Raw genomic sequence first — 13,612 nt, forward strand, 5'->3', positions numbered from 1 at the left:
GTGGCCCCTTGGCTTTACGCGACAAAGCATCATAGGGACGGAGGAATACACGGGCATGAACACGGTGGAAAAAGACATTGTTTCAAGACAGCTGGAGACCGCCCGCCTCCGCACGCATATGTTGGAGCGGGCGGCGGCAGAGGTGGGCACGCGGCGGGTGCTGCTGATTCACGGCAACGTGTCCAGCGGCGAGTTTTTCCGTGAGCTGATGGCAAGCGTGCCCCCAAGTTGGCATGTGGTGGCCCCAGACCTGCGCGGGTACGGTCACACCGAGGCCGCGCCCATTGACGCCGTGCGGGGCGTGCGCGACTGGGCCGACGATCTGGACGCCCTGCTGGACGCACTGAACTGGCCTGATGCCGATGTGCTGGGCTGGAGCATGGGCGGGGGCGTGGCGCTGCAACTGGCCGTGCAAAGCACGCGGCGGGTGCGTTCGCTCACGCTGGTTGCGCCGGTCAGTCCGTATGGGTTTGGCGGCACACACGGCGCGGAGGGCACGCCCAACAGTCCGGATTTTGCGGGGTCGGGCGGCGGGACGGTCAATGCGGCGTTCGTGGCTGCCGTAGCCGCTGGAGACCGCTCGGACGCGCCGGGCAGCCCCCGCGACGTGCTGAGGAAGTTCTACGTCAACCCGGCCCGCTTTGCGCCCACCGCCGAACAGGAAGAGCGCTGGCTGGAGTCCATGCTCCACACCCGCACCGGAGACGACTTTTATCCCGGCGACGCCGCGGCAAGTCCGCACTGGCCCCACGTCGCGCCGGGCACGCGGGGAGTCGCCAACGCCTTCAGCGCCCAGCACATGAACGTGTCGGCCTTTGCAGACCTCAACCCGCCGCCCCCGGTGCTGTGGGTGCGCGGCGACGCCGACGCGATCATTGGCGACAGCAGCCTGTTCGATCTGGCCCACTTGGGGGCGCTGGGCGCGGTGCCCGGTTGGCCCGGTGCACAGGCCTGCCCGCCTCAGCCGATGCTGGCCCAGACCCGCGCCCTGCTGGAGCGGGCCACACAGCAGGGCGGCGAGTTCCGTGAAGTGGTGTTGCCCGGCGTGGGCCACTCTCCTTTCATCGAAGCGCCGGGGGAGTTTTTGGCGGCGTTTACAGCACATCTCGAGGGACAACACTAGATGGATCTTTTTTTGCAAACACTGCTGAACGGTCTGCTTCAAAGCGGAATTTACGCGCTGGTCGCGTCGGGGCTGGCCCTCTCTGTCGGCGTGGTCGGCATCGTCAATTTCGCTCACGGTGAGTTTCTGATGATCGGGGCGTTTTTGGCGTGGGCGGCGAGTGCTTCGCTGGGCCTTGATCCGCTGCTCTCCTTGCCGGTGGTGGCGCTGGCCGTCTTTGGCGTCGGCGCGCTCACTTACCGGGTCAGTATCCGGCACGTGCTGCTGGCCCCCGAACTGAACCAAATGCTGCTGACCTTCGGCCTAGGCATTTTGCTGCAAAATCTGGCGCTGATGCTGCTGGGCGGCAACACCCGCACCGTCAGCACGCCGTATCAGGCCAGCAGCCTACAACTGGGCGAACTGACGGTGGGCGGCCCCAAAGCGGTGGCTTTCGCCTTCGCCGTCGCGCTGCTGGCGGGCCTGTATTTCGTGCTGTACCGCACCACGCTGGGCCGTCAGATGCGGGCGGTGGCCCAAAATCGCCGGGGCGCACAACTGATCGGCATCAATGTCGACCGGGTCTATCTGCTGGCGTTCGCGGCGTCGTGCGGTTTGGCGGCGGTGGCGGGCGTGCTGGTCAGTGTGCTGCTGTTCGCCAGCCCCACCGTCGGATTGGTCTTTGCGCTCAAGGCGTTCGCCATCATCGTCATGGCGGGCCTCGGCAACCTGACCGGCGTGCTGTGGGCCTCGGTGCTGCTGGGCGTCTCCGAGGCGCTGGTGCAGACCTATGTGCCGGGCGGCGGCGGCTGGAGCGACGCCGTGTTCTTCCTGATGATTTTCGGCACCTTGGTCTTGCGCTCTTTTCGGGGCAGCCGGTGAGCGCCGTCTCGGTGCGCCCGACTCCGGCCCGCAGGCCCACCTTCGCGTGGCGGGCACTGCTGGCGCTGGGCATCTTCTTTGTGCTGGCCCTCGCCTTTCCGTTCCTGCCGCTCGGAGACCGCCGCGAATTCCTGCTCCAAATCGGCTTTTTTACGCTGGTGGCGGGCATCATGGCGCTGTCTTGGGACTTGTTGGCCCGCAGCGGGCAAGTCTCTTTGGCGCACGCCGCGTTTTATGGGCTGGGCGCTTACGGCTACGCGCTGCTGCTCAAAGCGGGCCTGCCCTGGGAAGCCGCCATGCCGCTGGCCGCGCTGGGGGCAGGGTTCATCAGTCTGCTGCTGGGCGCGGTCACCATGCGCCTCAGCGGGATGTATTTTGCGATTGCCACCCTCGCCTTTACCGAAGTGGTCCGAACCGTGATCCAGAACCTGCCTGAAAGCGTGGCGGGCGGGGCCAACGGGCTGCTGGTTCCGGCGCTGCTGGGCGGCAATTCACGCGGGCAATATCTGCTGGCGCTGGCGCTGCTGCTGCTCACGGTGGGCGTCAGCTTGGCCGTGCGTCTCAGCAAGCTGCACCATGCGTTTGCCGCCATCCGGCAGGGCGAGGAAACGGCGCGGGTGCTGGGCGTGAGCGTGGTGCGCTACAAATTGGCGGCCTTTTTTCTGTCGAGCGTGTTGGCGGCGCTGGCAGGCGTGCTGTACGCGGGCAAAACCTTTTTTATCAGTCCACTGGACACCTTCAGCCTCGCCAACTCCATTTCGCCGCTCACCACCAGCATTTTTGGGGGCCTGTACACCACGCTTGGCCCGATTCTGGGCGCGACGGTGCTGCGGGTGGCCGAAGAACTGCTCCACAACACGGTCAAAAACGGCTACTTGGTGGTGTACGGGCTGGTGCTGATGCTCAGTATCCTGTGGTTGCCGCGCGGCATCGTGGGGCTGTGGCGGCGCGGGCGGCAGGGGGGCGACCTGTGAGCGCCCCAGTTGTCAGCGCCGCTCGAGGTGAGCCGGTGTTGCGGGCCGAGAATCTCAGCAAACGGTTCGGGGGCCTCCACGCCGTACAGAACGTCAGTTTCACCCACTATGGGGGTGAGATTCTGGCCGTGATCGGGCCGAACGGGGCAGGGAAGACCACGCTGCTCAATCTGTTGTCGGGCGTGTACCGCCCCAGCACAGGCCGCTTGTGGCTGCAACAAGAGGACATCACCGACGCGCCGATGGAACGCCGCTGCCACGCTGGACTGGGCCGGGCTTTTCAAATCGTGCGGCCTTTTCCCGAAATGACGGTGCATGAAAACGTGACGGTGGGAGCCTTGTTCGGTCAGCGCGGCATGCGGCTGCCGCAGGCGCGGGAGCGGGCTTACGACCTGCTGGAGCGCACCGGACTGGCGGCCCACGCCGACCGCGCCGCCCATGAACTGACCCTGCTGCAAGACAAGCGGCTGGAAGTGGCCCGCGCCCTCGCCACCCAGCCGTGCGTGCTGCTGCTGGACGAAGTGATGGCCGGACTGCGCCCCGCCGAAGCGCAGGAAGCCGTCGAACTGGTGCGCGGCGTGCGGGACAGCGGCATCAGCATCCTCTTTATCGAGCACATCATGCCGGTGGTGCGCGATTTGGCCGACCGGGTGGTGGTCATGGATCAGGGGCAAGTGCTGGCCGAGGGCACCTACCGCGAGGTCACGGCCAATCCGCAGGTCGTGGCGGCGTATCTGGGCACCGAAGCGGGGCTGCACGCATGAGCGACAGCCGACAACCGAACGTGAGTCAAGCGGGGCAACACCGGGCCGGGCAAGAACTCGTGATCGAACATCTGGCCGCAGGCTACGGCAAGGTGCAAGTCTTGTGGGACGTGAACGTGCGGGTCGGGCCGGGCGAATTCGTAGCCATGATCGGGGCCAACGGCGCGGGCAAAACGACGACGCTGCGGGCCGTCAGTGGTGTGGTCAAACCCACTGGGGGCCATATCCGGCTCGGCGGGCACGACATCACCCGCGCCGCGCCCAGCGAGGTGGTCGCGCTGGGGCTGGGCCACGTTCCAGAAGGCCGCGAACTGTTTGCCATGATGAGCGTGCGCGAGAATCTGGAACTCGGCGCGGCCATGCGCCCAGCAGCCAGAGCCGCCCAGCAGCACACGCTGGAGCAGGTCTACACCCTGTTTCCGCGCCTTCAGGAACGCTCGAAGCAGTTGGCGGGCACCTTATCGGGCGGTGAGCAGCAGATGGTGGCGGTGGGCCGCGCCCTGATGGGTCTTCCCAGCGTATTGGTCGTGGACGAACCCAGCTTGGGCCTCTCGCCGCTGATGACCCAGACGGTGTTTGAAGCACTCAAGGCCGTGAATGCCGAGGGCGTCAGCGTACTGCTGGTGGAGCAGAATGTGGGCCTGAGTTTGCGGCTGGCCCACCGCGCCTACGTGCTGGAAAACGGGCAGGTGGTCAAAGAAGGCACCGGGGAAGCGTTGCTGGCCGATCCGGGAGTGCGGGCCGCGTATTTGGCGCTGTGAGACTTGTCCCGTGACACCGCCTGATCTGTTGGCCGCTGCTGGCCCTGATAGCATTCCCGGACACATGACCCCCCATTGGCGTGATCTGACCTCCTCGCGGCGGGCGCGGTGGCCTGCCGTGCGCGGCGCGGTGGCCCGGCCCCGGCTGGGCGAGGCCCTAGACTCGGCGCGGGTGCTGGTGGTGGTGGCTCCGGCGGGCTACGGCAAAACCACGGCCCTCGCTGCGGGTGGGCCAGACCGGGGCGGGGAGGGGGGCGCATTGGCATGGCTGACCCTCGACGCCGACGACGCCGACCCACAGGTCTTGGCGGCGGGGCTGGCACTGGCCGCCGAAAGTTTGCCGGGCGGCGCGGCAGTGGGAGCGCTGCTGGACGCAGGCAGTCCTCCCCGGCGGGCGGCGGCGCGGCTGGCCGACGTGCTGGACGCCTGCGCGGGCCTGCTGGTGCTGGATGAGGCCCAACACCTGAGCGGCCCCTTGACCGGCGTGATGCTGCGCGAATTGCTGGACTGCGGGGCGGGGCGGGTGGCGCTGCTGTCGCGCACGCCGCTCCCGCTGCTGGAACTGACGCCGCTGGACGCTGCCGGAGAAGTGGTGCGGCTCTCGGCGGCGGACTTGGCCTTCACGGTGCCTGAAATCGGTGAGTTGTGGCGTGCCCACGGCCTGACCCCGTCTGGCCCAGAGGTGCAGCTGGCCCACGCCGTGACCGAGGGCTGGCCCATCGCGGCGCGGTTTTTGGCACAGGCGGCGGCACAGGGGCGCGTGCGCCTCAGCGATCTGGCCGACCTCGACGGCGGTGAGGCGCAACTGGGCACGCTGTTCGACTATTTGGCGCAGGAAGTATTGGGGCCGCTGGAACCGGCAGTGCGGGGCCTCCTCACGCGCAGCAGCGTCTTCGAGGAATTGACGCCCGAGCTGTTGGAAGCAGTTCTGGAAGAACCGGACGCGGCGGCCCTCTTGGAAACGCTGGCCGACAGCGGCACGTTTCTGATCCGTTCGGGCGAGGCCGGAGCGCAGGTGTACCGCGCCCATCCGTTGTTGCGGGCGCACCTGCGGCGGTTGCTGGAGCCGCCCACCGCGCAGGACTTGGCGGCACGCGGCGCGGCCTACTTCGAGCAGACGGGGCGGCCCCGCCGTGCCCTCGCCGCCCACCTGCTCTCCGGAGACACGTCGCGGGCGGCGGCGCTGCTGTCGGTGCATGGGTCGGCGTGGCTGGCGCTGGGGCGGGTCACGTTGGTCGAGCGCAGCCTGAAGCGCTTGCCGCGCACCGTCTGGACACCGCAGCTGCACGCGCTGGCCGGAGACGCCCTGCGGCTGTCGTCGCGCTACGCCGAGGCGCTGACCGAATACGCGCAGGCCACGCCGCTGGCCCGCGCCCTCGGAGAAGTGCAGGTGGGCCTCGACACGGTGCAGCCCAACCAGACTTGGGCACCGCTGGACGCCGCCGAAGCGTGGGCCAACGGCAGTGAGCTCTCCCGGGTGCGGCGGTTCCGGGCCGAAAACCTGCTGAATGCCGGACAGTTGGCAGAGGCCGTGGCGCTGGCCCCGGAGTTGGCTTCCGGCGCACGGTACGCGCTGCGAACGGGCGACCTGAACCGGGCCTTGCACCTGGCGTTGGGAGCCGCGCAGGGCGAAGCGGGCGGAGCACGGGCCGCCCAAAACCACCGCGAAGGCTTGTTGCTGGCCAGCTTTATCTACGCCATTCGGGGAGACGCGCCGGACGCGGCCCGCTGCGCCGAGGCGGGACTGGCCGAAGGCGAGCGGCTGGGCAGTCCGTTCGTCCGTTCGCTGGCCTTGGCGCGGTTGGGGCACGCCCATCTCACGGCGGGTGACCTCGTGGCGGCGCGGCGGGCCTACGGTCAGGCGCTCGAGATGGCGCAGGGCGTGGCCGGACGGCTGCGGGCCGAGCCGTTGATGGGGCTGGCGTATCTGGCCGGACAAGCGGGCGACGCCACCTTGGCCGGGACGCTGAAGGCCGAAGCGCTGGCCCAAACGCAGGGCGACGGCTACATGCTGGCCCTCCTCCACCTGATGACCGCGCTGGGCCACTGGCACGCCGGACACCCGGACGCCGCCGCACTGGACGCCGCCGAGGAGGCCTTCAGGAGCTGCACCGACGCGTTCGGGTTGGCCTGTGCCGCGCTGGCCCGCTGCGCCGCCGGGGAGGACAACGCGGCGCAGGCGGCCCAAGGCGCAGCGGCGTATCCGTTTTTGCTGAGCGGGCGCTCGCTGTTTTCACCTTTTCCAGACCGGGCACGGCGGGCGGCGCTGCTGGCCCGGTTGGTGGCCGCTTCACCGCGCCACCGCGCCGAACTGCTGCCTGCCGCCCACGCCCTCGGGTACGCCGACATGCCCGCCCCCAACGACACGCCGGGGTTCGAGGTACAGGTGCGGGTGCTGGGGCGCGTGGCCGTGACGCGGGAGAGGGAAAGCCGCCCACGCGACTGGGGCCGGGCCAAAGCGCGCGATCTGCTGATCCTGCTGGCCGTGCATCCGGGGGGCCTCAGCCGCGAGGCCGCGCAGGAAGCCCTCTTTCCGGGGGCCGATCCGGGGGTGGGCGAACGAAATTTCCGGGTGACGCTGCACGCCCTCGGACAGGTGCTGGAGGAGGGTGCGCCCAGTGGAGCCTTGCTGGAGCGCGGCGAGTGGATTCGCCTGCGCCCCGGCCCCGACCTGCACATCGATTTGCACGCGGCACAGGCGGTGCTAGACAGCCCTGCTGCGGCGTCAGGCCGCTTGGAGGCGTTGGTGGCCCTGCCGCCTGCCTTGGCTCCCACCGAGCTGGAGGCTGCCGATCAGGTGGCTGCCCGGTACGCCGCCCGCCTGCCCGACGCGCTGACCGAAGAAGCGGTAGCCGCCCTGACTGCGGGCCAGACTGACCGAGCCGCCCGCGCCGCCGAACGTGCCCTGACCCTCGATCCGGCCCACGAACCCGCCGCCCGCAGCCTGATGCGTGCCCACCAAGCCCGCGCCAACCAGTCTGCGGTGCAGCGGGTATACGCGGGCCTGTGTGCGGCTTTGGCAGAACTGGGACTTCAGGCGCTGCCGGAAACCGAGGTGTTGTACCGCAGGCTGACCGGGTGAAACGGATTTTGGTTGAAGGCCCCGTGTATTGGCTCCCAAGCCGACTTGAAAAGCTGCGGAGCAAATCGGAGAGGAAAGAGTCCGGGTAACGGCACAGTGACGCCCTGCCCGTACACTCCGGCGCATGACCTCTGAACACCCCAGCGCCCCTGTTGAACCCCCCGTTGAACGCTGCGCCCTCGTCACCGGCGGTGCGAGTGGCATCGGCCTCGCCATCGCTCAGCGCTTTCAGGCCGATGGACTGCGCGTGGCCGTCCTTGACCTTGACCGTCCAGAGGCCCGCGACATCGCCGCGCAGCACGGCCTGACCTTTATTCCCGCTGACCTGTCGGTGCGGGCCGACTGCCACCGCGCCGTCAGCGAGATGGTGGCCAAGCTGGGGGCACTGGATGTGCTCGTCAACAACGCCGGGTTTCAGCACATCGACCCGATTGCCGACTTCCCCGAAGACCGCTGGGACGCGATGCTGGCCGTGATGCTGACCGCACCGTTTGTGCTGACCAAAGCCGCCTGGCCGCACCTGCGGCGCACCGGACAGGGCCGGATCATCAATCTGGCCAGCATTCACGGGCATGTGGCCAGTCCGTTCAAAAGTGCCTATATCAGTGCCAAACACGGCCTGATCGGGCTGACCCGCACGGCGGCGCTGGAAGCAGGCGAGCAGGGCATCACCGTCAACGCGATCTGTCCGGGCTATGTCCGCACGCCGCTGGTAGAGGGCCAGTTGGCCGATCAGGCCCGCACGCGTGGCCTCAGCGTTCAAGAAGTCGAGCGACTCGTGATGCTGGAACCCGCCGCCATCAAGAAACTGCTGGAGCCGCAGGACGTGGCCGCCCTCGCCAGCTACGTCGCCAGTCCCGCCGCGTGGGGCATGACGGGCGCGGTGCTCGACCTCGATCTGGGCTGGACGGCCCGCTGAGGGGCATAAACCGGACCGCGGGGCGGGGTGTGACGCTGGTGTAACGCGCCGGGCGTAGCCTCTGGCCTGTACCGACAACCCACACAAGGAGGCCACACCAAGATGATGCTCGACACCGCATCCATCCAGTTGAAACTATGACGGGTCATTCGGCCTCTCATCACTCCCCTTCGGCGGTTCAGGCTGGCTCCGATATGACCCACAGCGCCGCCCCTGCACTGGCGCTCGAAACCCGTCAACTGGTCAAAGAGTTCCGGGGCTTCCGGGCCACCAACGACGTGAGTTTGCAGATTCAGCAAGGGGAAATACACGCCATCATCGGGCCGAACGGGGCAGGGAAGACCACGCTGTTTAATCTGCTGTCGGGTTTCCTGCGGCCCACGTCAGGCGAGGTCAGGCTGTTCGGAGAACGCATCGACCGCCTGCCGCCTCACCAGATCGTGCGGCGCGGGTTGTCGCGCTCTTTTCAGATCAGCAGCGTGTTTCAGAGCCTGAGTGTGCGCGGCAACCTGCTGGTGGCCCTGCAATCGGTGACGCGCCTGCCGCACCAATTCTGGACACCGCTGTCCCGGTTGGAAACGCTGGGCGCACAGGCCGACCAGATTTTGGCCGAAGTGGGCCTAGAAAGCGCACAGTCCCGCCTCGCTGCCGACCTCAGCCACGGCGAAAAGCGCCAGTTGGAAATCGGCATTTCCTTGACGCAGCGGCCCAAAGTGCTGCTCCTCGACGAACCGACTTCCGGCATGGGGTCTGAGGGTGTGGCCCGCGTGATCGGGCTGGTGCGGCAAGTGGCGCAGGGCCGCACGGTGGTGTTGGTCGAGCACAACATGAGCGTGGTCAGCGAATTGGCCGACCGCATCACGGTTCTTCAGTACGGACAAGTACTCACCAGCGGCCCCTACAGCGAGATCCAGCGTGATCCACGGGTCATCGAAGCGTATTTGGGCGAGGAGGCGCACGCATGACGGCGGCCCTGCTGGACGTGCGCGACCTGAACGCCTATTACGGCCAGAGCCACGTGCTGCACGGCCTGAATCTGCGGGTCATGCCGGGCGAGGTGGTCAGTCTGCTGGGCCGCAACGGTGCGGGCAAAACCACCACCCTGAAAAGCATCATGGGCGTGCTGAGGAGCCGCACCGGAAGCGTGACTTTTGACGGCGCAGACGTGTTGCGCCTGCCCAGCCACCGGATCGCCGCACGGGGCATGGCGTGGGTACCCGAAGAGCGCGGGATTCTGAGCAGCCTCAGCGTGCGCGAAAACGTGGAGTTGCCTCCGGCGCGGCCCGGCGGCTGGAGTGCCGAGCGGGTGTACGAGACGTTTCCCGTGCTGCGCGAACGCGGCCAGCACCCCGGCAGCAAGTTGTCGGGCGGAGAACAGCAGATGCTGGCCATCGTGCGGGTCCTGCGGAGCGGCCCGAAACTGCTGCTGCTGGACGAACCCAGCGAAGGCCTCGCGCCCGTGATCGTGCAGCGCATCGGCGACATGGTGGAGCGCCTGAGCGGTGAAGGGCTGGCCGTGCTGCTGGTCGAACAGAACCTGAAATTCGCTTCCCGCTTGGCCGACCGACATTACGTGTTCGTCGACGGACGGATCGTGGACGAAGTGAAGCGGGACGACGTGCAGGCCCGCCGTGACGACCTCGTGCGCTACCTGAGCGTCTGACCGTGCCCATCACACCCAATCTCCTTTCGCCTTCCCACAACACTCTCCCTTTCACACAACACCGTCCCTTCTCGCAGCTCTTCACTCCACCGGAGGTTCACCATGAAGCGTTCCAACATCAACACCCTGATCGCCACCGCCGCCCTCTCTGGCCTTATCCTGTCGCCGCTCGGCGCCGCATCGGCCCAAAGCCTCAAGCTCAGCAATGACCTGATTAAAATTGGCGTGCTGACCGATCTGTCGGGTGTGTATTCGGAGTTGTCGGGGCAGGGCAGCGTCAAGGCCGCACAGATGGCCGCCGAAGACTTTATGGCGAAGAACAAAAGTTTTGCAGGCAAGGTGCAGGTCATCGGGGTCGATCATCAGAACAAAGCAGACGTCGCCAGCAACAAGGCCGCCGAAATGATCGATCGGCAGAATGTGGACATGTTGGTGGATATGCCCACCAGCAGCGCGGCGTTGGCGGCTTCCGAAGTCGCCAAAACCAAGAAGATTCCGACCTTCGTGGTCACGGGGGCCACCACCGCCCTGACCAACGAGAAGTGCAGCAAGTACACCTTCCACTACGCCTACGACAACTACATGCTGGCCAACGGCACCGGCAGCGCCGTGACCAAGCGGGGCGGCACGTCGTGGTACATCATCTATCCCAACTACGCGTTCGGGCAGGATCTCAACCGCCAGATGACGGCGGCCATTCAGGACAACAAGGGCAAACTGGTGACTCCCAGCGACGCGACGCCCTTTCCCAACACCGATTTTTCCACCTACCTCCTGAAGGCGCAGAGCCTGAAACCCAAAATTTTCGGCACCATGCAGGCGGGCAACGACCTCGTGAACGTGGTCAAGCAGTACAACGAGTTCGGCTTGCGGCAGCAGGGCATCGGGCTAGGCATCGGCCTGCTGTTTGAAACGGACGTAGCGGCGCTGGGGCAAGACGCTTTTGCCGGAGCGATTGCCACCGTGCCTTGGTACTGGAACCTCGATCAGCGCAGCCGCGACTGGGCCGCCCGTTTCGAAAAAGCCTTCGGCAAAAAGCCCACTTGGGCACAGGCCGGGGTGTACAGCGCCAGCACGACCTACCTGCAATCGGTCGCGCGGGCCAAAAGCGACAACGGCGACGCTGTGGTCAAGGCGCTGGAAGGCCACCGTTTCAGCGACTTCTTTGCCCGCAGCGCCTATATCCGGCCCCAAGACCACCGCATGATTTTGGACGTGTACACGGTGCAAATTAAGCCCAAGGCGCAGGCCAAGGAGAACGGCGACTACTTCACCAAGATCGCCACCATTCCGGCGGCCAAAGCCTTTATGCCGCTGGCCGAAAGCAAATGCAAGTTCTGATGGAGGTTCGGGTGACGCCCACAGCCCCGCTTCAGGCCGTCCCAACTGAGACAGCGTTGGCCCGGAGCCAGCGCCCGTGAACACCCAGTTCCTGCTGATTCAGGTGTTCAACGGGTTGGTCAACGGCGCGTTTTATGCCCTGCTGTCGCTGGGGTTGGCGGTCATCTTCGGCATGCTCCGCATCGTCAACTTTATGCACGGGGCGCTGTATATGCTGGGCGCGTTCGTGGCGTTTGCGCTGGGGCAGATTCTAGGTTTGGGCTTTTGGCCCTCGCTGGTGCTGGCCCCGCTGCTGGTGGCCCTGCTGGGCATGGCGCTGGAGCGCACGCTGCTGTCGCGGCTGTACGGCCTAGAGCCGAGCTACAACCTGCTGCTCACCTTCGGCCTCACGCTGCTGACCCAAGACCTCGTGAAACAGGTGATGCTGTCTCAGTACGCGGTGTCCAGCGCGCCGTACACCACGCCCACCGTCCTGACTGGGGTCGTCAACCTCGGCTTCGTGGTGTTTCCCAAATACCGCCTGTTTGTCATCGCTCTTGCGCTGGTGGTGTGTCTGGTCACGTGGTTTGTGATCGAGAAAACCCGTGTGGGAGCCATCGTCCGGGCCAGTACCGAGAATCCGGTGGTGACCCGCTCGCTCGGCATCGACGTGGGCAAATGGGTCACGGGCGTGTTCGGGGTGGGCGTCGGGCTGGCGGGGTTGGCGGGCGTATTGGCCGCGCCGATCTATTCGGTGGAACCCTACATGGGCGCGGAACTGATCATCACCACCTTTGCCGTCGTGGTCATCGGGGGCATGGGCAGCATTCTGGGCAGCATCGTGACTGGTTTCGCGGTGGGCGTGTTGGCCGCAGTCGGGGCCGCCGTGTACCCACCGATGGCCAATACGCTGGTGTTCGTGCTGATGGCGGTCGTGCTGCTCGTGCGGCCCACGGGTCTGTTCGGGTTGCCGGAGGGGGCCAGATGACCGTGCTGTCTCGCCGGGCTGCCACCACGCAACGGGAAAGAATGAGCCGGGCCATCTGGCTGGTGTTGCTGGGGCTGCTGCTGCTGGTGTTGCCCCGGCTGGTGTACCCGGTGCTGGCGCTCGACATTTTGGCGTGGGGCCTGTTTGCTGTGGCGTTCGATCTGTTGTTCGGCTTCAGCGGCCTGCTCTCGTTCGGTCACGCGGCATTTTGGGGCAGCAGCGCTTACGCCACGGCCTTTTTGCTCAGTCATGGTCAGAGTGTGCCGGTGGCCATTGTGGGCGGCCTGCTCAGTGCGCTGCTGCTGGCCGTCCCCATCGGCTTTCTCAGTGTCCGCAGCGTCGGCATCTACTTCAGCATGATCACGCTCGCCTTTGCCCAAATGGTGTCGTTTCTGGCCCTGCAATGGACTGCGGTCACGGGCGGAGAAAACGGCCTTCAGGGCTTTGCGCGGCCCTCTGTTCTGGGGCTGGACTTTTCCAACAGCACCACCCGCTATTACGTGTGTCTCGCCTTGTTCGCAGCGGGTTTTCTGGTGGCCTACCGGATGGTTCGCAGCCCCTTCGGTCAGGCGTTACAGGCCATCCGTGACAACGAGCAACGCGCCCAAAGCATCGGCTACAACCCGTTCCGCTTCAAATTCACCGCGTTCCTGATCAGTGCGGGGCTGGCCGGGCTGTCGGGCAGCATGTACGCCTTTGGGCACGGGGTCGTCAGTCTGGAAGTGGTGAACTGGCGCACGTCGGGCGAAGTGGTGATGATGACGCTGCTGGGCGGCACGACTACCCTGTTTGGCCCGGTCATCGGCGCGGGGCTGGTGCTGCTGCTGCGCGACCTGCTCACCACCGCCAACCTTCCGGTAGGCATCGTGACCGGGCTGGTGTTCGTGCTGGCCGTCCTATTTTTCCGCGCTGGCTTGGTCGGAACCGTGCAGCACTGGCTGAGACGCAAGTCGGCAGACGACGATAGACACTAGAAGGCGTGAAGCCTGTATCAGAGAGAGATGGGTAGGGCGGATCAAGTCTGACAACCGATGAATTGCATCCCAGATGCGACCCGACGGACAGCCAACAGACAGGAGGTGGAATGAACAAAGTTGTTGAGAGTGCGGCTGAGGCCTTGCGTGGGATTGTGCAGGATGGACAGACCATTGCGGTGG

Annotated in this window: 12 protein-coding genes; all 12 read left to right on the plus strand. The window is 66.3% G+C overall.

Going from position 1 to position 13,612, the window contains the following annotated elements; genetic code table 11:
* Nucleotides 1-55 precede the first annotated feature (55 nt).
* The gene (locus tag E7T06_RS19185) at nucleotides 56-1,123 is read left to right on the plus strand and encodes an alpha/beta hydrolase (protein WP_136367370.1); all 1,068 of its coding nucleotides are present in this window, start codon (nucleotides 56-58) and stop codon (nucleotides 1,121-1,123) included.
* A complete protein-coding gene (locus tag E7T06_RS19190; protein WP_136367371.1) occupies nucleotides 1,124-1,984 on the plus strand; it encodes a branched-chain amino acid ABC transporter permease in 861 nt (286 codons plus the stop codon).
* On the plus strand, nucleotides 1,981-2,958 hold the full coding sequence (locus E7T06_RS19195; RefSeq protein ID WP_136367372.1) for a branched-chain amino acid ABC transporter permease: 978 nt from the start codon (nucleotides 1,981-1,983) through the stop codon (nucleotides 2,956-2,958). The genes E7T06_RS19190 and E7T06_RS19195 overlap by 4 nt, the downstream gene beginning before the upstream one ends.
* Nucleotides 2,955-3,722 carry an ABC transporter ATP-binding protein gene (locus E7T06_RS19200; RefSeq protein WP_136367373.1) on the plus strand — a complete coding sequence of 256 codons (768 nt, stop codon included), beginning with the start codon at nucleotides 2,955-2,957 and terminating at the stop codon, nucleotides 3,720-3,722. Before E7T06_RS19195 ends, E7T06_RS19200 begins: the two co-directional genes overlap by 4 nt.
* The gene (locus tag E7T06_RS19205) at nucleotides 3,719-4,483 is read left to right on the plus strand and encodes an ABC transporter ATP-binding protein (RefSeq protein ID WP_136367374.1); all 765 of its coding nucleotides are present in this window, start codon (nucleotides 3,719-3,721) and stop codon (nucleotides 4,481-4,483) included. The genes E7T06_RS19200 and E7T06_RS19205 overlap by 4 nt, the downstream gene beginning before the upstream one ends.
* Before the next feature lie 10 nt (nucleotides 4,484-4,493).
* Nucleotides 4,494-7,565 carry a BTAD domain-containing putative transcriptional regulator gene (locus E7T06_RS19210; protein WP_240741186.1) on the plus strand — a complete coding sequence of 1,024 codons (3,072 nt, stop codon included), beginning with the start codon at nucleotides 4,494-4,496 and terminating at the stop codon, nucleotides 7,563-7,565.
* A gap of 124 nt (nucleotides 7,566-7,689) precedes the next feature.
* Nucleotides 7,690-8,484, plus strand: coding sequence for a 3-hydroxybutyrate dehydrogenase (locus E7T06_RS19215; RefSeq protein ID WP_136367375.1), 795 nt, complete (start codon nucleotides 7,690-7,692; stop codon nucleotides 8,482-8,484).
* Nucleotides 8,485-8,678: 194 nt separating this feature from the next.
* Complete coding sequence (locus tag E7T06_RS19220) at nucleotides 8,679-9,449, plus strand: ABC transporter ATP-binding protein (protein WP_136367376.1); 771 nt, start codon at nucleotides 8,679-8,681, stop codon at nucleotides 9,447-9,449.
* On the plus strand, nucleotides 9,446-10,147 hold the full coding sequence (locus E7T06_RS19225; protein ID WP_136367377.1) for an ABC transporter ATP-binding protein: 702 nt from the start codon (nucleotides 9,446-9,448) through the stop codon (nucleotides 10,145-10,147). Before E7T06_RS19220 ends, E7T06_RS19225 begins: the two co-directional genes overlap by 4 nt.
* Nucleotides 10,148-10,249: 102 nt before the next feature.
* The gene (locus E7T06_RS19230) at nucleotides 10,250-11,488 is read left to right on the plus strand and encodes an ABC transporter substrate-binding protein (RefSeq protein ID WP_136367378.1); all 1,239 of its coding nucleotides are present in this window, start codon (nucleotides 10,250-10,252) and stop codon (nucleotides 11,486-11,488) included.
* Between the two features lie 76 nt (nucleotides 11,489-11,564).
* Nucleotides 11,565-12,455 carry a branched-chain amino acid ABC transporter permease gene (locus E7T06_RS19235; protein WP_136367379.1) on the plus strand — a complete coding sequence of 297 codons (891 nt, stop codon included), beginning with the start codon at nucleotides 11,565-11,567 and terminating at the stop codon, nucleotides 12,453-12,455.
* A complete protein-coding gene (locus E7T06_RS19240) occupies nucleotides 12,452-13,429 on the plus strand; it encodes a branched-chain amino acid ABC transporter permease (RefSeq protein WP_136367380.1) in 978 nt (325 codons plus the stop codon). Before E7T06_RS19235 ends, E7T06_RS19240 begins: the two co-directional genes overlap by 4 nt.
* Nucleotides 13,430-13,612 lie beyond the last annotated feature (183 nt).

It is taken from the genome of Deinococcus sp. Arct2-2 (genome assembly GCF_004801315.1).
Taxonomy (GTDB): Bacteria; Deinococcota; Deinococci; order Deinococcales; family Deinococcaceae; genus Deinococcus.

Excerpts from the sequence above, each read along its gene's own strand:
- E7T06_RS19230 (WP_136367378.1), top strand. The coding sequence starts at position 10,250 with ATGAAGCGTTCCAACATCAACACCCTGATCGCCACCGCCGCCCTCTCT.
- E7T06_RS19215 (WP_136367375.1), top strand. The coding sequence starts at position 7,690 with ATGACCTCTGAACACCCCAGCGCCCCTGTTGAACCCCCCGTTGAACGC.
- E7T06_RS19205 (WP_136367374.1), top strand. The coding sequence starts at position 3,719 with ATGAGCGACAGCCGACAACCGAACGTGAGTCAAGCGGGGCAACACCGG.
- E7T06_RS19220 (WP_136367376.1), top strand. The coding sequence starts at position 8,679 with ATGACCCACAGCGCCGCCCCTGCACTGGCGCTCGAAACCCGTCAACTG.
- E7T06_RS19240 (WP_136367380.1), top strand. The coding sequence starts at position 12,452 with ATGACCGTGCTGTCTCGCCGGGCTGCCACCACGCAACGGGAAAGAATG.
- E7T06_RS19190 (WP_136367371.1), top strand. The coding sequence starts at position 1,124 with ATGGATCTTTTTTTGCAAACACTGCTGAACGGTCTGCTTCAAAGCGGA.
- E7T06_RS19185 (WP_136367370.1), top strand. The coding sequence starts at position 56 with ATGAACACGGTGGAAAAAGACATTGTTTCAAGACAGCTGGAGACCGCC.
- E7T06_RS19225 (WP_136367377.1), top strand. The coding sequence starts at position 9,446 with ATGACGGCGGCCCTGCTGGACGTGCGCGACCTGAACGCCTATTACGGC.